General features: G+C 46.4%; 19 protein-coding genes and 1 other RNA gene. 10 read left to right on the top strand and 10 right to left on the bottom strand.

Annotation, left to right across the window (positions count from 1 at the left end; all coding sequences use genetic code 11):
• Positions 1 to 232: 232 nt before the first annotated feature.
• The 4 genes from QMZ65_RS03700 (at position 233) to QMZ65_RS03715 (ending at position 6,000) form a co-directional block, all read left to right on the top strand.
• A complete protein-coding gene (locus tag QMZ65_RS03700; protein WP_283215454.1) occupies positions 233 to 1,636 on the top strand; it encodes a class I SAM-dependent DNA methyltransferase in 1,404 nt (467 codons plus the stop codon).
• 142 nt (positions 1,637 to 1,778) lie between these two features.
• Positions 1,779 to 3,323: a restriction endonuclease subunit S gene (locus QMZ65_RS03705; RefSeq protein ID WP_283215455.1), complete on the top strand. Its 1,545-nt coding sequence runs from the start codon at positions 1,779 to 1,781 to the stop codon at positions 3,321 to 3,323.
• Complete coding sequence (locus QMZ65_RS03710; protein WP_283215456.1) at positions 3,323 to 4,918, top strand: restriction system-associated AAA family ATPase; 1,596 nt, start codon at positions 3,323 to 3,325, stop codon at positions 4,916 to 4,918. Before QMZ65_RS03705 ends, QMZ65_RS03710 begins: the two co-directional genes overlap by 1 nt.
• Positions 4,918 to 6,000: a hypothetical protein gene (locus tag QMZ65_RS03715; protein ID WP_283215457.1), complete on the top strand. Its 1,083-nt coding sequence runs from the start codon at positions 4,918 to 4,920 to the stop codon at positions 5,998 to 6,000. Before QMZ65_RS03710 ends, QMZ65_RS03715 begins: the two co-directional genes overlap by 1 nt.
• A 272-nt stretch (positions 6,001 to 6,272) precedes the next feature.
• On the opposite strand, the gene QMZ65_RS03720 is transcribed toward QMZ65_RS03715, so the two are convergent.
• The 4 genes from QMZ65_RS03720 to smpB all read right to left on the bottom strand — a co-directional run bounded on the left by QMZ65_RS03720 (position 6,273) and on the right by smpB (position 9,019).
• Positions 6,273 to 6,689 carry a hypothetical protein gene (locus QMZ65_RS03720; protein ID WP_283215458.1) on the bottom strand — a complete coding sequence of 139 codons (417 nt, stop codon included), beginning with the start codon at positions 6,687 to 6,689 and terminating at the stop codon, positions 6,273 to 6,275.
• 36 nt (positions 6,690 to 6,725) lie between these two features.
• Positions 6,726 to 7,955: a phage integrase central domain-containing protein gene (locus QMZ65_RS03725; RefSeq protein ID WP_283215459.1), complete on the bottom strand. Its 1,230-nt coding sequence runs from the start codon at positions 7,953 to 7,955 to the stop codon at positions 6,726 to 6,728.
• Positions 7,956 to 8,130: 175 nt separating this feature from the next.
• Positions 8,131 to 8,492: a transfer-messenger RNA gene (gene ssrA, locus QMZ65_RS03730) on the bottom strand.
• Positions 8,493 to 8,536: 44 nt separating this feature from the next.
• Positions 8,537 to 9,019 carry an SsrA-binding protein SmpB gene (gene smpB, locus QMZ65_RS03735; protein WP_034825578.1) on the bottom strand — a complete coding sequence of 161 codons (483 nt, stop codon included), beginning with the start codon at positions 9,017 to 9,019 and terminating at the stop codon, positions 8,537 to 8,539.
• 158 nt (positions 9,020 to 9,177) lie between these two features.
• Here smpB and QMZ65_RS03740 point away from each other — a divergent pair, with 158 nt between their 5' ends.
• Positions 9,178 to 9,612: a type II toxin-antitoxin system RatA family toxin gene (locus QMZ65_RS03740; RefSeq protein WP_034825580.1), complete on the top strand. Its 435-nt coding sequence runs from the start codon at positions 9,178 to 9,180 to the stop codon at positions 9,610 to 9,612.
• Positions 9,605 to 9,895 carry an RnfH family protein gene (locus QMZ65_RS03745; RefSeq protein WP_160869439.1) on the top strand — a complete coding sequence of 97 codons (291 nt, stop codon included), beginning with the start codon at positions 9,605 to 9,607 and terminating at the stop codon, positions 9,893 to 9,895. Before QMZ65_RS03740 ends, QMZ65_RS03745 begins: the two co-directional genes overlap by 8 nt.
• A 53-nt stretch (positions 9,896 to 9,948) precedes the next feature.
• Here the strand turns inward: QMZ65_RS03745 and bamE are convergent, their stop codons facing one another.
• The 3 genes from bamE to nadK form a co-directional block, all read right to left on the bottom strand.
• On the bottom strand, positions 9,949 to 10,296 hold the full coding sequence (bamE, locus tag QMZ65_RS03750; RefSeq protein ID WP_034825584.1) for an outer membrane protein assembly factor BamE: 348 nt from the start codon (positions 10,294 to 10,296) through the stop codon (positions 9,949 to 9,951).
• A gap of 184 nt (positions 10,297 to 10,480) precedes the next feature.
• Entirely contained in the window at positions 10,481 to 12,142 is a 1,662-nt protein-coding gene (gene recN / locus QMZ65_RS03755; RefSeq protein WP_283215460.1) for a DNA repair protein RecN, read from the bottom strand.
• Positions 12,143 to 12,227: 85 nt separating this feature from the next.
• Positions 12,228 to 13,106 carry an NAD(+) kinase gene (gene nadK / locus QMZ65_RS03760; RefSeq protein ID WP_283215461.1) on the bottom strand — a complete coding sequence of 293 codons (879 nt, stop codon included), beginning with the start codon at positions 13,104 to 13,106 and terminating at the stop codon, positions 12,228 to 12,230.
• Positions 13,107 to 13,228: 122 nt separating this feature from the next.
• Here nadK and grpE point away from each other — a divergent pair, with 122 nt between their 5' ends.
• On the top strand, positions 13,229 to 13,807 hold the full coding sequence (gene grpE, locus QMZ65_RS03765) for a nucleotide exchange factor GrpE (protein ID WP_034825591.1): 579 nt from the start codon (positions 13,229 to 13,231) through the stop codon (positions 13,805 to 13,807).
• Positions 13,808 to 13,856: 49 nt separating this feature from the next.
• Here the strand turns inward: grpE and ung are convergent, their stop codons facing one another.
• Entirely contained in the window at positions 13,857 to 14,534 is a 678-nt protein-coding gene (gene ung / locus QMZ65_RS03770; RefSeq protein ID WP_283215462.1) for a uracil-DNA glycosylase, read from the bottom strand.
• Positions 14,535 to 14,798: 264 nt separating this feature from the next.
• Here ung and grcA point away from each other — a divergent pair, with 264 nt between their 5' ends.
• A complete protein-coding gene (gene grcA, locus QMZ65_RS03775; protein WP_038645342.1) occupies positions 14,799 to 15,182 on the top strand; it encodes an autonomous glycyl radical cofactor GrcA in 384 nt (127 codons plus the stop codon).
• A gap of 197 nt (positions 15,183 to 15,379) precedes the next feature.
• Here the strand turns inward: grcA and srmB are convergent, their stop codons facing one another.
• Positions 15,380 to 16,708 carry an ATP-dependent RNA helicase SrmB gene (srmB, locus tag QMZ65_RS03780; RefSeq protein WP_034825597.1) on the bottom strand — a complete coding sequence of 443 codons (1,329 nt, stop codon included), beginning with the start codon at positions 16,706 to 16,708 and terminating at the stop codon, positions 15,380 to 15,382.
• A 137-nt stretch (positions 16,709 to 16,845) separates the two neighbouring features.
• On the opposite strand from srmB, the gene trmN reads away from it, so the two are divergent.
• The gene (gene trmN, locus QMZ65_RS03785) at positions 16,846 to 17,595 is read left to right on the top strand and encodes a tRNA(1)(Val) (adenine(37)-N(6))-methyltransferase TrmN (protein WP_283215463.1); all 750 of its coding nucleotides are present in this window, start codon (positions 16,846 to 16,848) and stop codon (positions 17,593 to 17,595) included.
• Here trmN and nadB read toward each other — a convergent pair.
• On the bottom strand, positions 17,580 to 19,199 hold the full coding sequence (gene nadB / locus QMZ65_RS03790) for an L-aspartate oxidase (RefSeq protein WP_166936240.1): 1,620 nt from the start codon (positions 19,197 to 19,199) through the stop codon (positions 17,580 to 17,582). The two genes, trmN and nadB, sit on opposite strands and share 16 nt — an antisense overlap.
• Before the next feature lie 442 nt (positions 19,200 to 19,641).
• Between nadB and rpoE the strand changes: the two genes are divergently transcribed.
• On the top strand, positions 19,642 to 20,220 hold the full coding sequence (gene rpoE, locus QMZ65_RS03795; protein ID WP_038645348.1) for an RNA polymerase sigma factor RpoE: 579 nt from the start codon (positions 19,642 to 19,644) through the stop codon (positions 20,218 to 20,220).
• The last annotated feature ends 9 nt before the right edge of the window (positions 20,221 to 20,229 follow it).

Consider the following 20,229-nt stretch of genomic DNA (forward strand, 5'->3'; position numbering starts at 1 on the left):
TATTAAATCTCAAAAGTAAAATATTATATTCTTAAAATAGCAGTGTGTTTTTAACAGATCCGTGAAAGACAGAATGTTACAACTATGCTGCAAGTGATCGAGGGAGCACAAGCATCATTTAATGTTTATCAAGAAAGAATGTAGTTATGAAAAATTACCTCTTTCTTTTCATGAAGATATAGTGTATATATGTATAAAATGACTATAGTTGCATCCTGAGCTAATTGATAATATGAAACAAGAAAAGATCGTTCAAAAAATTTGGAGTTTATGTAACATACTAAGAGGAGATGGGATCACCTATTATCAGTATGTGTCTGAACTCAGTTATTTACTATTCCTCAAAATTGCACAAGAAAATGGTTCTGAAAAATTGATACCCGAAGGTTATAGATGGGTGGATCTTGAATCTCATGCAGAAGTTGGATTGCTGGGGTTCTATCAAGAAATGCTAACCCATTTGGGCGCAAATGTAGAAAATGAAGTTGTAAAAGCGATTTATTCATTCCCCACTACAGTATTTTCACATTCGGAAAATCTTAAAGCTGTAATCAATGGCATTTCAGAAATTGAATGGCACCAGGTCGGAAAAGATGGCTTTGGTGATCTTTATAGTGGATTAATTGACAAAAGTGCTCAGGACACCCGTTCAGGGGCAGGACAATACTTCACTCCTCGGCCTTTAGTTGAAACTATAGTTAAATTAGTTCAACCGAAATTAGGAGAATTAATTCAAGATCCAGCAACTGGAAGCGGAGGGTTTTTAGTATCTGCTGATGAGTATATTCGTAAAAACTGTACGGATAGAGAGTATAAATTTAATCCGCCAAAATATTTTGGCGTAGAAATAGAGAAGAATACTCGCCGTATTTGTTTGATGAACACTTTCCTACACGAATTAGATGCTAATATTATCTATGGAGATGCACTAACAGAAGATGCAAAGGAACTAGAAGCTGCTGATGTAATCTTAGCAAATCCACCCTTCGGCAATAAAGCAGGGAGTAAACGCGCTGTTAGGGAAGATATTCCTTTCCCAAACACTAACAAGCAATTTGCTTTTTTGCAGCATATATATTTGGGGTTGAAAAGTGATGGAAGAGCTGCAGTCATACTACCCGATAATATTCTTTTTGAAGAAGGTGTTGGTAGTGTTGTCAGAAATGAATTAATGGAAAAATGCAATCTCCATACAATTCTACGCCTTCCTACTGGTATCTTTTACGCTGCAGGTGTTAAAACAAATGTACTTTTCTTTTCCAAAAATGGCATTAAATCAAAAGGAACTGAAAATGTATGGGTTTATGATATGCGTTCAAATATGCCTAAATACGGAAAAATGTCACCATTAAGGGTGAATGATTTTAATGATTTCATTAGTTGTTTCGGCAAAGATCCCTATGGCTTATCTCAACGAGAAGATCTGGGAGAAAAAGGTCGATTTAGGTGTTTTACAAAAGAAGATATTGTAAAGCGAGGGGGTAATTTAAATATCACATGGCTTCTTGATGATGAATATGAGGACGAGGCTACAGATCTCGATAGTATTGCAGCATCAATTATTGAGCATCTAAATTCTGCTTTACTCGAAATGGAAGCAGTTGCCGATGAATTTGTTGGGATTAAAAATGATTAGTGAGTTTTAATATTTTAAATGTTTATTTAGTAAACTCATTTTCATGAATTTATGCTTAGTAAGATAGGTTACATAATGCTTAAATCACAGAAGAGTCTTACGGGAAATTCACATAATAACTTTAGATTAAAAGGCGTATAAGATGAGTGAAGTCCGTTGGATTATTCCTAAAAGTTGGGAATGGACAACCATATCACGGATTGGAAAGGTTGTAGGAGGAGGAACCCCGTCAAGTAAGGTGGTTGAAAACTTCTCCAGCAATGGCATTCCATGGGTTACCCCAGCTGATTTAAGTGGATATACTAATAGTTACATAAGTCGTGGGCGTCGAGATTTATCAGATATCGGCTATGCATCTTGTGGTGCAACACTTTTACCTATTGGAACGGTGCTATACTCCTCCCGTGCGCCAATCGGGTATTGTGTTATCGCTGCAAAAGAATTATCAACGAGCCAAGGTTTTAAAAATATTATACTTAAAAAAGGTATTCTCCCAGAATATGTGCGTTACTATTTATTAAGTTCAAAAAACTATGCTGAAAGCTTAGCCAGTGGCACAACTTTTCTTGAATTATCTGGACAACGTGTTGGTGAAATAGCTATCCCTTTAGCTCCTTTTAATGAGCAAAAACGTATTGTCGATAAAATTGAAAGTTTGATGTCTCATACATTCATTGCTAAATCTAAGTTAAATAAAGTTCCTGCGCTGATTGATAATTTTAAAAAGACATTACTTAAGAATCTTTTCCAGAAAAAAACTATTGAAGGTTTTGATGAAGCCTTTATGAGAGATTTGACAATTTCTACTCAAAATGGTCTCAGTAAGAGACATGGTGATAATGGAAGACCTATAAATGTACTTAGATTATCCGATCTCTCAGATGCAAAATTTAAAGGCGAATCTCCCAGAACCATAGTTTTGACTGACACAGAAGAGGAAAAATTTATATTACGCAAGGGAGATTTACTTTGTATAAGAGTGAATGGCAGCGAAAGTCTAGTTGGTCGAATGCTAACATGGAATGAAGAACAAAAATGGGCGTTTTGTGATCATTTTATCAGATTTTCTTTGGACCTAGAGAAAGTTGTTCCAGAATATATCGAATATTTCTTTTCTACAGAGAGCGTTAGAAATATTATCGAGACTTCTTTTGTCTCAAGTGCCGGACAAAAAACTGTAAACCAAACAATGATCGGTAATATAAAAGTACCTCTTCCGACTAAAAAAATTCAAACCGAAATTGTAAACCATATTAAAAGCGCCTTCTTGTGGTTAGAACAAGTAAAACTTGATTGTACTCGATCCAATGCTAAGCTATCAGTACTAGAAACTATGATTTTTTCGGAAGCCTTTAATGGAAAGTTGGTAAAACAAGATGAAAATGATGAAAATGCCAACTCACTTCTTTCCAAAATGGATTCAGAGAAAATTTCATCTACAAAGAACATTAATCCAAAAAACATAAAAAAAAACTCTATGACTAGTAACCCCAAAGCTCGTTTTTTAGAAGACAGCGAAAGTTGGCCTGAGAATGGTCTTCCATTTGTTGATATAGCCCAAAGAATTACAATTCCTCATGATACTATGCGTGATATAATTTTTTCTTTACTATCCGAGGAAGAACCTATTCTACAACAATTTTTCAATGTTGAGAAAAATTGTATGTATTTGAAAAGGAAAAAATAATGAGACTTCGGCGTCTAAAAATAGAGAGATCTTCTGCAAATGCAGGTTTATTTGACGGATTAGATGTTTGGTTCGGTCGTGGTGATAAAGGGAAAATGGACGAGTCCTTTGCTCCTATTTGCCTTATTGGGCCTAACGGATCAGGTAAGTCTCAATTTCTTCAGCTATTAGCTGAAATATTTCAGGCGGCATGGTATGAACATGCTCCTACACAAGAACGTAAGAGTTCTAATGATGATGTTATATTTGAGTTAACTTATTTAATTCGACCAGATATTAATAGTGAACCTGTCGAAGTTACACTTTCTAGAACCAAAAAAGTGCGAGGTGTAAATCCAATTGAATTGTTTTTGAAAGATAGTAATATTAGCATTAAAGCAGGTACTGAAAAATTTGAAAAATTTTTGCCATCACTTATTATTGGCTATACCTCAGGCGATAATGAGACGCTAAGTCTACCATTTCTTGTCAGTAGAAGCGGCTATGCAGATGATGTAGCTCGCGCCGCTTTAAGCGATTCAATGAGTGATAATGTTTCTGATAATAGATTAGTGCTCATTGATTATAGTACCAATTTAGAAGTATTGTTTTCAAATCTTATGCTTGGCGATGAAAAGTCACGCAAAGAGATTTTGTCTCATGCAAATATATCAGACCTAGCTTCTTGTAGATGCGTCGTTCGTCTTGCTCATTCTGCAATAAATAAAGTCCCAAAATCGCAATTTTCAATTACTGGAAGAAAAGGAGTCCAACTTACTCCTGAGCTTGAAAATATTATTCAATCTTTGATGAACACTGCGACATGTTGGAGTGAGGATAAAAAAACTGAAACTTACACTTTTGATTTTTTTATTACACAAGCTACCCGAGATGCTTTTTCGCATTTTTGGAATGATGCATTCTCTCTTTACCGAGATTTGCACAAACTTGCGTTATTGAATGATTTGGCTATTCCTAGACCAGCTCGCAAAAGATTAGAACAAGCAGTAAAAGAGAGAAGATTTGCTTCGAGATTACCGGTGCCGCAGCAAGAAGATATGGTATTTGGTTTCGAGGAAGTTAGATTTTGGCCTTTAGATGATAGTAGAGATGCTGTTGATTATGTTTCCTTATCCGATGGAGAGCATCAACAGGCTTTAATTTTAGGAACTTATGCAATGATCTCTGAAGAGAATGCACTTTTTCTACTTGATGAGCCAGAGTCTCATTTTAACCCCCAATGGAGAGTAAAGTTCGTAACACGTCTTATGAACCTAAATGGGGAAAGAGCAAATCAAGAAATGCTTTTGACATCTCATGCTCCCTTTGTTCCATCTGATATGCCCAAAGATCAGGTTTTAATTTTTTCCCGTGAAAATGGTAAAATAGAAGCTGAAAACTCTAAAGTCGAAACATTTGGAGCAACCTTTGACCGCATATTAGAGAGTTGTTTTAAAATTAATCCGCCAATTTCTAAGATTGCCGAAGAAAAAATAAATGAATTGCTCGAGTCGGATAATATTATTGAAATTGAAGATAATTTAAATGAACTTGGTCAATCTGTTGAAAAAGCCTTTTTAGCAAATCATTTAAGAATCTTAAAAAAGAACATCTAATGTTATTTACTTATCACCCTAACGCACTTGCTCAAAACTGGCTCAACTCTGCCATAATTACTATTTTAAATAATGGGATGAATAGTATTATTGACGGACAGGCAATCACAGCTTGGCCTGAAATTTTACCTGAGAGGCATAGAGAGGCTTTAAAGAGCAGGTGGGGCATTAGAGATAGACTTAATGCATTTTGGGCTGAATATACAAAGCTTGAACGACATTATCAAGATTCTCTTTTAGTTGCTATGTGTGAGCAAACTTCGTTACCTGATATATTTAGTAATGATATTATATGCTCTAAGATAGACGAATTTCCTAAAAATATAAGAATAGTTATTGATGACCTATTTCGGTTCCTTTTTGAAAAACAACTGACAAGTATTATTGTGGGTCAAAAAAGTTTACGAGATTTGCATTATAAAACTATATATGAAAATATACCTAGCAAAATATGTCCTTTTTGTGGACTAGGGTATTTAAGAGCTCCAGATGCTCCAAGACATGCTCTCGATCATTACCTTCCTATTTCAAAGTATCCTTTTGCTGGTGCGGATTTACGTAATCTCACCCCAATGTGTACTGAGTGCAATTCAGATTTCAAAAAGGTTACTGATATTCTAATAGATGATAATCAATTACGGGTGCATTGTAGTGACCCTTATTATGGTCCTACATTTAAAATAAAGTTGGCCGAAAGCATACCTTTTCGCGGAAAGGCTGTAAAGGGTATCAAATTACCTCTTTGGATAATAAGTTTCGATGGCGAATTTCAAGATTACGCAGAAAATTGGGATAGAATATTTAAAATTAGAGAACGGTATGAGAGAGATGTTTTAAATGAAAACTTTAGATTTTGGTTGGAGCATTTCGCAGTTTGGTATTCTAATCCTCGCATTAGAAATGCTTATAATGAAATAACTGATTCACTCTCAGAGTATATCGAGATAGTAATACAGGATGGGTTTTCTGATAGAGCTTTTTTAAAAGTAGAGGTTTTTAATTTAATTAAAAATGAGTGTAATCATCCTGAAAGAGGGGAGGACATGAAAGCCTTCCTGAATCTTCTAATCGAAACCGTATAGTCATAATGCTATCCAAAATAACTGTTAAAGATATTTGAAAGCTTTTTAGAGAAGGTATAAGGTGTCAGCGTTTTAAACTTTAAGGCTTACATATAGTCTGCCAGCACTGCAACATAAGATTCTACCCTTCTAATTACTTCATTTTATTAATGCAGGCTTACTTAACTCAGTTATCTTAAAATTTATCATAGGTTTTCTTTAATTGAGAACATATGAAACGATTCATGAGGAATGCATATAAAACCCTGTAAATTAAAGATCTAAATCCTTTTTTATCGCGGTTTTAATCTTCTAAGTTTCATTGCCTCAAGTGAAAACAGCAACAAGGTTGTGCTATAAATAAATCCTGGGCTAGTTAAGAGCTTGAAATTCAAAGCGTCTGGTTTCTCACTTAAAAAATGAAAAGCATATACTAAATAAACAGATAAGGCAGCCGTCCCAATTGCAGGTCCTATATCACCTTGATCATGAGGTTGCAGCGTGGCGTTAAATCTAAAAATAAGCCAATCAAATCCCCAGGTTAAAAATGTTGCCATCATCATAGCCGACCATAAATATGCAATGTTTAATGGTGTTGGGTTTTTTAAGGCTGTTTCAGTTTGGAATATTTCGCATAAAGATAACCCACTAAAAATAAAATAAAGTGGCCTTGAGCTGAATTTTTCAAATATTTTAATAATAGTATCCATATTTACCTATTGTATATTATGATGTTTTGGAAAATATTATGCAGCAACCTCTTTATACTTTTGAGTATGTACATAATCACCCCACCACTGCATTAGTGCCACTCTTTCGGCAAGGTACTCAGCTCGGTTGTATGCTGCTACGATCTCATCCTTCTTTGAGTGAGCAAGTGCTGCTTCAAGAACTTCACTTCTGAACTTGCCGGATTCCTCAGCTGCTGTCCTCGCAATTGAGCGCATACCGTGGGCTACCAGCTCACCTCCGAATCCCATTCGAATGATAGCGGCATTACCTGTCTGTTCATGCATATGTTGAAGTGGTGCCTTAATGCTGGGGAAAATCCACTCCCTATGTCCACTGAGCGGCCTCAGTGTATCAAGAATGCGCAAAGCCTCTTTGCTTAAAGGAACCTTATGAGTTTTTTTCATTTTCATAAAGTCGGCAGGAATGGTCCATAGCCTGTTGTCTGTATCGATGTCTGCCCACCTTGCTCGAACGGCTTCGCCCGGACGAACCCATGTTAACAATTGCCACTCAATCAGCAGCCTTGTCTCCATACGTACTGAAGCATTGTTCAGCGTTGCCAGGAAACGAGGTAATTCAGACGGGGGTAATGCAGGCATATTCTGCTTTTTAGGCTTAGTGAAACGCTGTGCGAGGTTATCAGCAGGATTAAACTCAATCAGTTCCTCAGTAGCCGCCCAGCGAAAAATTTCATTCAGTCGGGAAATCACGCGCCTTAACGTTTCAAGAATTCCACGCTGCTCAATTGGGTCTAAGTGCTGCTTTAAAAGTTTAGGACGAATTTCTTTGATCGGAACATTACCTAGTCCAGGAAAGACGTTTCGTTCAAGGCTTCGCCAGATATCCTCTGCATGATCTTGCGTGATCCCTGAAGTTCTTTTCTTCTCTTCCAACCATTTTTTTGCAACCACCTGCAATGTGTGTTCAGTAGCCGCTTTTAAGGCATTCGCTTTCTCAGCATTATGCTGCTGTGGGTCAACCTGCTGGGCGAGAAGGGCGAGGTACTGGTCTCTTAGAGAGCGGGCCTGAGCTAGGGTGAGATGAGGGTAAGTACCCAGGCTCATTTTTGTACGTTTTCGGGTCGTCGGAACTGTGTATCTAAAATACCAGTTTTTCTTACCACCTTTTGCTGATGGTGAGATTCGCACAAACAAGCCTTCGCCGTCGAAGAGACTCACTTCCTTCTCGCCGGGCTTGGTGTTCCTGATTTGGGTATCATTCAGCTTCGTGACGACCTTAGGCATTTTGGGACCCTCTGATTTTGGACCCACACTGGTGGGCCTAAAGGAGGGTGTCATAAGGCGTAGACTCTAGCAACTCTTAAGAAATCGCGTAGGACACAAAAAAGCCCGCAGGGCTTGTGCCGTGCGGGCTTTCAGGACTTCAGCAGACGATTCTGGTATCGCCGCGAAAGAATTTTGGTGGAGCTGGCGGGAGTTGAACCCGCGTCCGAAATTACTACACCGTCGGTACTACATGCTTAGTCAGTCTTTACATTCGCCGGCCAGCTGCGGACAGACACGCCACTGACAAACTAGCCTGATTAGATTTAGTGCTTCAACCCCAGGCAAGGCATCCACACGATCTCTTTTGGGTTTGACCTCTCTTGATCCCCGTCTTAAGAGCGGAAGCTAGGGAGAGAGGGCTCTTGGCAGGTTATTAAGCTGCTAAAGCGTAGTTTTCGTCGTTTGCGACTATTTTTTTGCGGCTTTTAACGAGGCAAACCGCCCCTCGACATGCACCTAAGGCTTCACAATCCCGTCGAGTCCAGAATCAGCCCCAAGAACTTCTTATACTACAGAATAGTGACGGATGAATCCAGTGCTTAACGCTTTGAATTCTTCATAATACGTGCTTTATCCATCTGCCATTCGCGATCTTTCACATCGTTACGCTTGTCGTGTTCTTTCTTACCGCGCGCCACGCCGATCTTCAGCTTGGCCCAGGCATTTTTCCAGTACATCGACAGTGCAACCACTGTGAAACCTTCGCGGTTGACTCGGCCGTAAAGCGAATCGAGTTCGCGCTGCTTCAGCAACAGCTTGCGGCTACGCGTGGGGTCACACACCACGTGCGTAGAGGCAACCGCCAGCGGCTGGAAAGTGGAACCGAACAGATAGGCTTCGCCATCGCGCAGCAAAATGTAGCTGTCGCTGATATTGGCTTTACCGGCGCGGAGTGATTTAACTTCCCATCCCTGTAGCGACATCCCCGCTTCGAACTCTTCTTCAATGAAGTATTCGTGGCGAGCGCGTTTGTTGAGGGCAATAGTGGCTGAACCGGGTTTGTGAGCTTTTTTCTTTGTCATAGTGCGGCGTAGTCTACATCACTCAGTCTGTGGGCGCATCCCCCTGTCCTGGGGGCGGTAAAAAACACACTATTTTAGCACAGCTGGCAAACCCGTGAATTTTGTTTGGTGTCCGAAAATGGTATTATTCAACGGTTTTGTGATGAACAGGAACCATTATGGCCCAGATTAGCCGTTCGGCGTTGGTCCCCTATAGCGCTGAGCAGATGTATCAGCTCGTGAATGATGTGGACGCTTATCCTCAGTTTCTTCCGGGCTGCACCGGCAGCCGCGTGCTGGATAACAGCGGAAATCAGATGACGGCAGCGGTAGATGTCTCGAAAGCGGGCATCAGTAAAACCTTTACCACCCGCAACACGTTGATCAGCAATCAGAGCATTTTAATGCAGTTGGTTGATGGTCCGTTCCGCAAGCTGACCGGTGGATGGCACTTCACGTCTCTGGGTGATGATGCCTGCAAAGTGGAGCTGAGCCTCGACTTCGAATTCACCAACATGCTGGTTGAAATGGCCTTTGGGCGTATCTTCAAAGAATTGGCCAACAGCATGGTGCAAGCGTTCAGTCAGCGCGCGAAAGAGGTTTATCGTGCCTGATATCACCGTTGAGATCGTTTATGCGCTGCCTGAAAAGCAGTATTTGCGTTCGGTAACCCTGGAAGAGGGTGCGACCGTAGAGCAGGCGATTAAAGCCTCGGGCTTGTTATCACTGCGCAAAGACATCGACCTGGCAAATAACAAGGTGGGTATTTTCAGCCGGCCAGTAAAGTTGGGTGATGCGGTTCAGGATGGCGATCGCGTGGAGATTTACCGCCCACTGATTGCGGATCCTAAAGAGATGCGTCGCCAGCGAGCAGAACGCTCGGCGAGCAACAAATAGCGGAATCGCAGATACAAAAAAGGCGCTTAAGCGCCTTTTTTGTTGCCGATCACTTAGCCTTCTTTGCCAGTGAGTTTCGGTTTGTTATCGATATTGGTCAGCGTACCGTTGCTGTCAAAGGTCAGCGTCAGGGTTTGCTGCTTCACGCCTTCATGGCCTGGTTCCTGACGGAACACGTAATACCAGACATTGCTGCCAAACGGATCGTGCATCATCGGTGTGCCGAGAGTGTAGGCAACCTGCTGCTGCGTCATGCCGGTGTGAATCTTCGAAACATCGTTGGCGACCAGGTAATTCCCCTGATTGATATCCGGACGATATACAACGCGCTCAAGGGTGGAACATCCGGCGGTCATCATCAACATTACCACTGCCGCGGCAGTCAGCGTTTTACAGCGCATCTATACATTCCTTTTCTGGGGCCAAACGCCTTTTGTCAGGCTGTTTTGTTGCCATCAAATTCTGAACTCTGCTTACGGCAGGCTTTATTATGGCGATATAACTGCCGATGATAATAAACCTTTGTCCTATTGGAAACCTCTACAGAGCAAGCATATGACCACCAGGCCAGAAAAAAGTGCGGAATCAGGCTGCTAAAAGTTCTTTTGCGTTGGCCAGCGTGTTGCGCGTGACTTCGCTACCGCCTAACAAACGTGCCAGTTCCTGCAGGCGGGCTCGTTTATCCAGCGGCTGCATATGGGTTTCGGTCATCTCGCCATCGGTCTCTTTGCTGACGTAGAAGTGCTGATGTCCACAACCGGCAACCTGCGGCAAGTGCGTCACACACATCACCTGGGTAGACTCACCCAGTTGACGCAGCATCTGACCGACCACCGCTGCCGTTGGGCCGCTGATACCGACATCCACTTCATCGAAGATCATGGCCGGCGTTTCCATTTTCTGTGCGGTGATCACCTGAATCGCCAGCGCAATACGCGACAGCTCACCCCCTGATGCCACTTTGCCGAGTGGTTGCAACGGCTGGCCAGGGTTGGTGGTCACGCGGAAATCAATGCGTGTAGCGCCATCTGCCGTAAGTTGATCGGCTTTGAACTCCAGCTCAATAGCAAACTGACCGTGCGGCATCGACAGAGTACGCATGCTCTGGGTGATCAACTGGCTGAGTTCATGTGCCGCCTGCTCACGCAGCTGATGCATTTTTTCCGCGCAGGCCACCGCCGCCAGATGGTGTGAACCCACTTCATTTTGCAGCGTTTCCTGATCGCTCTCTTGCTGCGACAGTTGCTCTGCTTCGTCGAGTAATTGCTGATACAGCACCGGCAAGGTTTCAGGTGACACGTGATGTTTACGAGACAGCGCAATCTGGCGTGACAGACGTTGTTCCAGTTCATGCAGACGATTGGGATCGAGATCCAGACGTTCACAATAGTGGCGCAGCTCGTCGCTGGCTTCGCTCAGTTGAATCGCTGCCTCTTCCAGCAAATTGAACACGCCGCTCACTTTGTCATCCAGCGAGACTAATTCGCCGAGCATATTGCGCGCGCTATACAGCAAGCTTTGCAGGTTGGTGTCATCGCTATCGGCGAGAATTTGCAGTGCCTGCTGACTCGTAGAGAGCAGTTGGCCGCTGTTGGCGAGGCGTTTGTACTCTTCATCAATCTGCTCAAATTCGCCCGGCTGCGGGGCAAACTCATTCAGTTCTTTCAGCTGATATTGCAGCAGTTCACGGCGTGCTTCACGCTCCTGTGACAGCTGCTGATGCTGAGCCAGCGCACGACAGCTTTGATGCCAGCGCTGGTAGTGCTGACGCATCTCATCAAGCAGGTCATCATGAGCCGCATAAGCATCCAGCAGATGTTTTTGGTGGTCTGGCTTGAGCAGCAGCTGGTGCGCATGCTGGCCGTGAATTTGAATCAGCAACTGCCCGAGTTCACGCAGTTGTGACAGCGGCACCGAAGTGCCATTGATGAAGCCACGAGAGCGGCCATCGGCACTGATCACGCGGCGCAACAGGCATTCGTTACCTTCATCGAGCTGATTCTCCACCAGCCAGCGCTGTGCAGAAGGTGAGGCTTTGAGCTGGAAACGCGCGCAGATATCGGCACGACTGGCACCCTGACGCACCATATCTGCTTCAGAGCGGCCGCCCAGGCACAGGCCCAGCGCATCGATTGCGATGGATTTACCTGCGCCGGTTTCCCCCGTGATCGCTGTCATCCCACGATGAAAGTCGATCTCCAGTTCACGAACGATAGCAAAGTTACTGATGGTCAGTTGTGCCAGCATGAAATCACCTGTATGTAAAAACAGATATGGTTTTTCATACAGTATAAACTGGTTTTTTATACAGTAAAGTGGCTGGCGGTGATTTTCAGAACAATTTTTTTGACCAGCCCAGTTTTGAGCTTAACGTATTAAAATAATTGTAATTTTTAGGATGGATCAGGTTGAGATGATGCACGCTACGGCGAATCAACACATCTTCTCCCTCCTGAATAGGCAGTGCAATCTGGCTATCGCAGCTGATCTCCAGGTCGCTACGCAGAGATGAGAAACGCAGTCGAATGGTGCTGCTGCTGTTGATCACCAGCGGGCGCGCAGAAAGTGTGTGCGGGAACATGGGCACAATGGCGATGGCATCCAGTGATGGCGTCAGAATCGGGCCGCCCGCTGAGAGGGAATAGGCGGTAGAACCGGTGGGCGTCGAGATGATTAAGCCATCCGAACGCTGAGAAAAGGCAAAAACTTCATCGATATACACCTCGAATTCAATCATGTGTGCCACTTTTCCCGGATGCAGCACCACTTCATTGATGGCACTTCCGATCCGCGGCGAGCACGCTTCTTTGCACACCTGCGCCTCCAGCAGGAAACGGCTTTCAACAAAGTATTCACCTTGCAGCACATCATCCAGCTGTTGCTGTGCGTTATCGGGATCGAGGTCGGTGAGAAAACCGAGATTACCGCGGTTAATCCCAATCACTTTGATGTCATAACGTGCCAGCACGCGTGCGGCGCCCAGCATATTGCCATCACCGCCCACTACCACGGCTAAATCTGCACGTTGGCCGATTTCCGCCAGGCTGCCGGTTTCCACATCTTTCAGGTTCAGTTCGCGCGCAATCTGCTGCTCGACGATCACCTCATAGCCTTTTGCTGTCAGCCAGCGCCAGAGCATTTCATGGGTGGTTAACGCAGTAGGATGGCGCGGATGGCCGACAATCCCAATGCAGTTAAAGTGTTTGTTCATTTAGCGCGTGTTCCTCATAAGCCAAAACGGCCAGGCAATGTGATGGGTTCACTTGAAACCGTCAAACTGATCCCCATAATAAGCCAACCAGCGAGATGAATGTGCAAAACGCGGAGAAATTCATGAGTAGTAAAGAACAGAACACCCCTAACGAGCAAGTCTCAGACGAAATTCAACAGGATCAGCAGCACGTGGACGCAGAGACGGCAACTGAGGTGGATCCGCGTGATGAGCGTATCGCGCAACTGGAAGCGGAATTAGCCCAGTCGCAAGGTGGCGTGCGTGAAGCACAGCTGCGCGCTCAGGCGGAGATTGAGAACATCCGTCGCCGTGCCGAAATGGATGTGGAAAAAGCGCACAAGTTTGCGCTGGAAAAATTTGCCAACGAACTGCTGCCAGTGATTGATAGCCTCGAGCGCGCGCTGGAAGTGGCTGATAAAGAGAACACCGAACTGGCTTCGATGATTGAAGGCATCGAACTGACGCTGAAATCCCTGCTGGGTGCCGTGCGTAAGTATGGTGTTGAAGTGGTCGGGGAAACCAACGTGCCATTCAACCCGGATGTGCATCAGGCGATGTCGATGATTGAATCAGAAGACATGGCACCGAACCATGTACTGATGGTGATGCAGCGTGGTTATACCCTCAATGGTCGCCTGTTGCGCCCAGCGATGGTGGCAGTAACCAAAGCCAAGGGCTGATTACCCTGCTGAATACAAAAACGGCCGCTGATTGCGGCCGTCTTTATTTCTAAGGCAGGACAGGCATCCAGTCGATGGGCGTCTGGCCCGACTGGATTAACAGCGCGTTCGCCTGCGAGAAGTGCTTACTGCCAAAAAAGCCGCGATGAGCGGAAAGCGGTGAGGGATGCGGCGCTTTCAAAACATGGTGGCGTTGCGTATCGATAATGCTGCCTTTCTTCTGCGCATGCGAACCCCACAGCAGGAAAATCACGCCTTCACGATGTTGATTGATCGCGCTTATCACATTGTCCGTAAAGGTTTCCCAGCCGAATCGCGCGTGGGAATGCGCTTTACTGGCTTCTACCGTGAGCACCGTGTTCAGCAGCATCACACCTTGTGTGGCCCAGCTTTCGAGGAAGCCGTGCTGTGGGCGCGTAAAGCCCGCAATATCCTGCTCCAATTCTTTGTACATATTCAGCAGTGAAGGAGGCGTGGGCACGCCGGGAAGCACGGAGAACGCCAGACCGTGCGCCTGATTCGGGCCGTGATAGGGATCCTGGCCCAGAATCACCACCTTGATGTCACCCAGTTCAGTCAGACGGAAGGCATTGAATACGTCTTTTTGCGGCGGATACACGGTCACACCTGCGGCACGTTCGCTGGCGACCGCTTTTAAGGTTTCGACGAAGTAAGGTTTTTCTTTCTCTTCAGCCAGCACGTCGTGCCAGGTCAGCTTCTCAGCCATCGTTAACTCCCTGCAAAATTTTGCGCCTAGCTTAACGTGTCGGACACGGCAGCAGAAGGACAAAAATAATTTGAAAAAATACAGAAAAAGTTTTTATGCGTAATGGTTGTAAATCAATTTGTTAGCGATGAAGCGCATTTCGCTTGCCAGCATAATTGATAAAGGTCAAAACGGCGGCAAATCCTCGGTGGTATATCAATGTGTCAGATCAATGGATACACCGCGTGATAGGAAACATCGCGCATTAAAGCCCTGGAGGTCACTATGATTACCGGTATTCAAATTACTCAGGCCAATAACCCACAACTGCTGAACTCATTCTGGTTGCTGGATGACGAGAAAGCGGAAGCCCGTTGCCTGTGCGCAAAAGGCGATTTCACGGAAGATCAGATCGTTGCTATTAGCGATCTGGGCGACATTGCTTACCGTGAAATCCCGCTGGAGCAGAAACCCGAGGTGCGTATTGAAGGGGGCCAGCACCTGAACGTCAACGTGCTGCGTCGCGAAACCTTAGAAGATGCGGTTAAGCATCCGGAAAAATATCCGCAACTGACCATTCGTGTGTCTGGTTATGCGGTGCGCTTTAATGCGCTTACCCCTGAACAGCAGCGCGATGTGATTACCCGTACTTTCACTGAAAGTCTGTAATTGATCGGCTGACGAAAAGTCACACAGCAATACAGGCCGCGCCGATACTCTTCGGTGCGGCTTTTTTGTCTTTATCGATCCTGAAAGGGAATGCCGGAAAGGGGATTCACAGCAAAAATATAACCGAAGCGCTATTTTGGCAGGCTAAAGATAAAAAAAACGCCTCATCAGAGGCGCTTTATTGAGTGCGTGCTGATTTATTCTGCACCGCTCTCTGGTGTGCTGCTGCCGCTGGCCTTACGACGTTTACCGACATTTTTAGTGTCGCGATGACGTTGTTTAACACGCGGTTTTTCAGCTTCTTTCTCTTTACGCTCTTTGCGCTTCGCAAGGGCTTTTTTCGATGGTTTACCCGTGACTTTAGCACTCGGTGCACGTGATTCCGGGCGCAGTTCTTCAATGATGCGCGCTTTGATCGGCTCGTTGATATAGCGGGTAATTTTACCCAGCAGCACATGATCATGTGCCTCAACCAACGAAATCGCCGTGCCTTTACGGCCAGCACGTGCAGTACGACCAATACGGTGTAAGTAGATATCGGCAGTAAGAGGCAGGTCATAGTTGATGACGTGAGTGACGTCATCAATGTCGATACCGCGTGCCGCAACATCTGTCGCAATCATCACATTGACGCGATTTTCGTTGATACGCTTAATCGCTTCATTGCGGTTTACCTGCACCATCTCACCTTCAAGATAGCTGGTACGAATGCCGGCTTCGTGCAGCCAGGTCACCAGTTCATGCAGGCGCTCACGCTTACGCACAAACACCACCACGCGCTTGGCTTCAGGCTGTTTTAACAGGTGCACCAGCAGCTTGGTTTTGTGCTCAAGGTTGTCAGCACGATAAAACCACTGTTGAATTTTCTTGCGTTCGCTTTTGCTGGGATCCGCTTCAATTGATACCGGATCGTTCAGCAGACGCTCGGCAAAATCTTTGATGTTCTCGCCTTCCAGCGTGGCGGAGAACAGCAGCGTCTGTTTGCGCCAGCGGGTTTCCGCAGCGATGGTTTCAATATCCTGCGCGAAGCCCATGTCGACCATGCGGTCGGCTTCATCCAGAATCAGCGTTTCTACTGCGCGGCAGTCAAAGTTTTCTTCTTTGATGTACTGCAGCAGGCGACCGGTGGTGGCCACCACGATGTCCTGGTTTTCGCTGAACACTTCGGCGTGGTTCATATAAGCCACACCACCGGTGATGGTAGCGATATCCAGGTGCGTGTGTTTAGCCAACTCACGTGCGTGATCGGCAACCTGCATCGCCAGTTCGCGGGTTGGCGTGAGGATCAAAATACGTGGCGGGCCCGATTTTTTGCGTGGGAAGTCGAGCAGATGCTGTAAAGCGGGCAGCAGAAAAGCAGCGGTTTTCCCCGTTCCGGTTGGCGCCGAACCCAGAACGTCACGGCCTTCCAGCGCGGCAGGAATGGTCTCAGCCTGAATGGCAGTGGGGCGCGTGAAGCCTTTTTCCTGCAGCGCTTGCAGCAGGCTTTCGTCGAGTTCGAGTTCGGAGAATGTGGTTACGGTCATGGTCTACCTCAGTTTGGGGCGCTGATTATAGACAGAACAGACATAATCTTCATCTGTTTGTGTGCAGCAGGTGAAGGTGAATTCCCCTCACGACCACGTTACACTCCCCGCAGTAGATAATTCAACGGTAGTGAAGTATGTCTCAGGACCAGCCGCAGACGCGGGCAATGTTAAGAAAAGATGGTTTTACCTTTAAGCAATTTTTCGTGGCGCATGATCGCTGTGCGATGAAAGTCGGCACCGATGGCGTGTTACTGGGTGCCTGGGCGCCGGTGGCAGGCGCGCGACGAATTCTGGACATTGGCTGCGGCAGCGGATTGATTGCGCTGATGCTGGCACAGCGTACGCCACAACAGGTGATGCTGGATGCCGTCGAGCTGGAAGCCAGTGCGGCTAGCCAGGCTGAGGAAAACGTTCAGGCTTCTCCGTGGGCCGATCGTATCACTGTGCATCAACAGGATATCGTCAGCTGGAGCGAGCAATCGGAAAAGCGCTACTCCCTGATCGTCAGCAACCCACCTTTTTTTGCGCCGGGAACGGCGTCAGCCAGCGCAGAGCGTGATAGCGCGCGCAGTACCACCACCCTGGATCATCCCACGCTATTGCGCTGTGCCGCTCGGCTAATCGAAGAAGAGGGGATTTTTTGCGTGGTGCTGCCTGAGGATGCGGGAGAAAATCTCATCCCGCTGGCGCTGGCTGATGGCTGGCATCTGCGATATCGCTACGACGTGGCGGCTTACGCACATCGTCCGCCGAATCGTCTGGTGTTAGGTTTCTCGCCCACGGCAGGTGAAACGTTGCTGGAACGTCTCGCCATTCGTGATGAAGATAAGAGCTACTCGGCTGACTGGCTGAGTCTGGTCAGTGATTTCTATCTGTTCCGATAATGCTCTGGCTGGAGTTGAGTCGGTAAAGCTTCCGGGAGTTGATCGGGATAATCAGGCGTATAGTGCAGGCCGCGACTCTCTTTGCGTTCCAGCGCACAGCGCACCATCAACTCCGCCACCTGCACCAGATTGCGTAACTCCAGCAGGTTATTGGAGAGGCGGAAATGCGCGTAATACTCATCGATCTCCTGCTGTAGTAAATTAATTCTGCGCAGTGCGCGCTCAAGCCTTTTGGTGGTGCGCACAATTCCCATGTAATCCCACATGAACAGGCGCAGTTCATGCCAGTTGTGCTGAATCACTACGCGTTCGTCCGCGTCATCGACCCGGCTTTCATCCCAGGCCGGCAGTTGCTCGACGGCGGCAACATCCGGCAAGCGGCGAATCATGTCTTCTGCCGCAGACCAGCCATACACCAGACACTCCAGCAAAGAATTTGATGCCATACGATTGGCACCGTGCAGGCCGGTATAGCTCACCTCGCCAATGGCATATAGCCCATCAACATCGGTGCGGCCCTGCTGATCCACCATCACGCCGCCGCAGGTGTAGTGGGCGGCAGGAACGATGGGAATTGGCTGTTTGGTCAGGTCCAGTCCGAAGGTCAGCAATTTCTCGTAGATCATCGGGAAGTGCGCGCGGACAAAACTCTCTGGCTGATGACTGATATCCAGATACATGCAATCGACACCCAAACGCTTCATTTCATGATCGATAGCGCGCGCCACGATATCGCGCGGGGCCAGTTCAGCGCGCTCGTCAAAATCAGGCATAAAACGGGTACCATCCGGGCGCAACAGCCATGCGCCTTCGCCGCGCAGTGCTTCCGTGAGCAAAAAGTTCTGTGCCTGAGGATGGAACAAACAGGTGGGGTGGAACTGATTGAATTCCAGATTGGCGACACGGCAGCCAGCACGCCATGCCATCGCAATACCATCGCCAGAGGCCACATCCGGGTTGGTGGTGTACTGATACACTTTTGCTGCACCGCCAGTGGCCAGTACCACCGCACGAGCACGACAGGTTTCCACCTGTTCGCGATTGCGGTTCCAGATCCACGCGCCCACCACCCGACGCTTGCCCGGCAGCCCCAGTTTGTCGGAAAGAATTAAATCAACGGCGTTAGTGCGTTCAATAATACGGATGTTGGGATGGCTCAGCGCCTGGCTCACCAGCGTGGTTTCTACCGCGCGGCCAGTGGCATCGGCGCTGTGCAGGATTCGACGATGGCTGTGACCACCTTCGCGCGTCAGATGGTAACGCGCTTCGCCGTCACCTTGTGGTTCCTTGTCGAAGGCCACGCCGTTATCAATCAACCACTGTACGCAATGGCGCGCATTGCTGGCGATAAAGCTAACGGTTTCGCGCTCACATAAGCCTGCACCGGCAATTAATGTGTCTTCGACGTGAGATTCAATGCTGTCTGTTTCATCAAACACCGCGGCGATACCGCCCTGGGCATACAGCGTCGAACCTTCGTTCACCTGTGCTTTGCTTAACACGGTCACCTGGTAATAGGGTGCCAGTCGCAGCGCCAGAGAGAGGCCTGCAGCACCGCTACCCACAATTAACACATCACATTGGTAATCAGGATTCGATGTCATGGTGTTTAATTTACTAAACAAAAGGTTTCCCGAGCATAAGCCTGGAAGCCGGTCCTGTGAAGTATTTTGAACAAATTACGCGGTAAAATTATCCAGGGCGGCGACATAATCACGCGATTTCAGTAAGTTATGTCCGCAAATAAGCACATCGTGTTTTTTATACCAAACACTCTGAAAATTCAGGTAATAAAGGTGAAAATTAGGGCGTCATAGGGTACTCTCCCAGCGATTATCGGTGCCGCAAATGACGCCAACGGCGTAGCCAGTCGCTACACTGAAAGACAATCAACAACAATGATGTCGTGGTTCCGATACGGAAAATATCTGGTCGTGGTGAACTTCAGGCCAACATATGACTCTAAGCGCATGCTTGCTCAGAACAATGAGATGTGCTGGCAGTTCACTTACGCATAAAAAGAGATTTGGGGAGACATTACCTCGGATGAGCGAGCAGTTAACGGATCAGGTTCTCGTTGAGCGGGTTCAGAAGGGAGATCAAAAGTCATTTAATTTACTGGTGATTCGATACCAGCATAAAGTGGCGAGCCTGGTTTCACGTTATGTCCCTTCAGGCGATGTGCCTGATGTGGTTCAGGAATCCTTTATTAAAGCGTATCGCGCACTGGAATCTTTCCGTGGCGATAGCGCCTTTTATACATGGCTGTACCGCATTGCGGTGAATACAGCAAAAAACTATTTAGTGGCTCAGGGGCGTCGTCCGCCATCCAGCGATGTGGATGCTATCGATGCAGAAAATTTCGAAAGTGCGGGAGCATTAAAAGAAATTTCGAACCCTGAGAACTTAATGTTGTCAGAGGAACTGAAACAAATTGTTTTTCGGACCATTGAGGCGCTTCCCGAAGATCTGCGTATGGCCATCACCCTCAGGGAGTTGGATGGTTTAAGTTACGAAGAGATTGCCGCCATCATGGATTGCCCGGTGGGTACGGTTCGTTCGCGTATCTTCCGTGCCCGAGAGGCCATTGATAATAAAGTTCAACCGCTTATCCAACGTCAGTGATAACGGCTA

Source organism: Pantoea sp. EABMAA-21 (assembly GCF_030053335.1).
GTDB lineage: Bacteria > Pseudomonadota > Gammaproteobacteria > Enterobacterales > Enterobacteriaceae > Pantoea > Pantoea communis.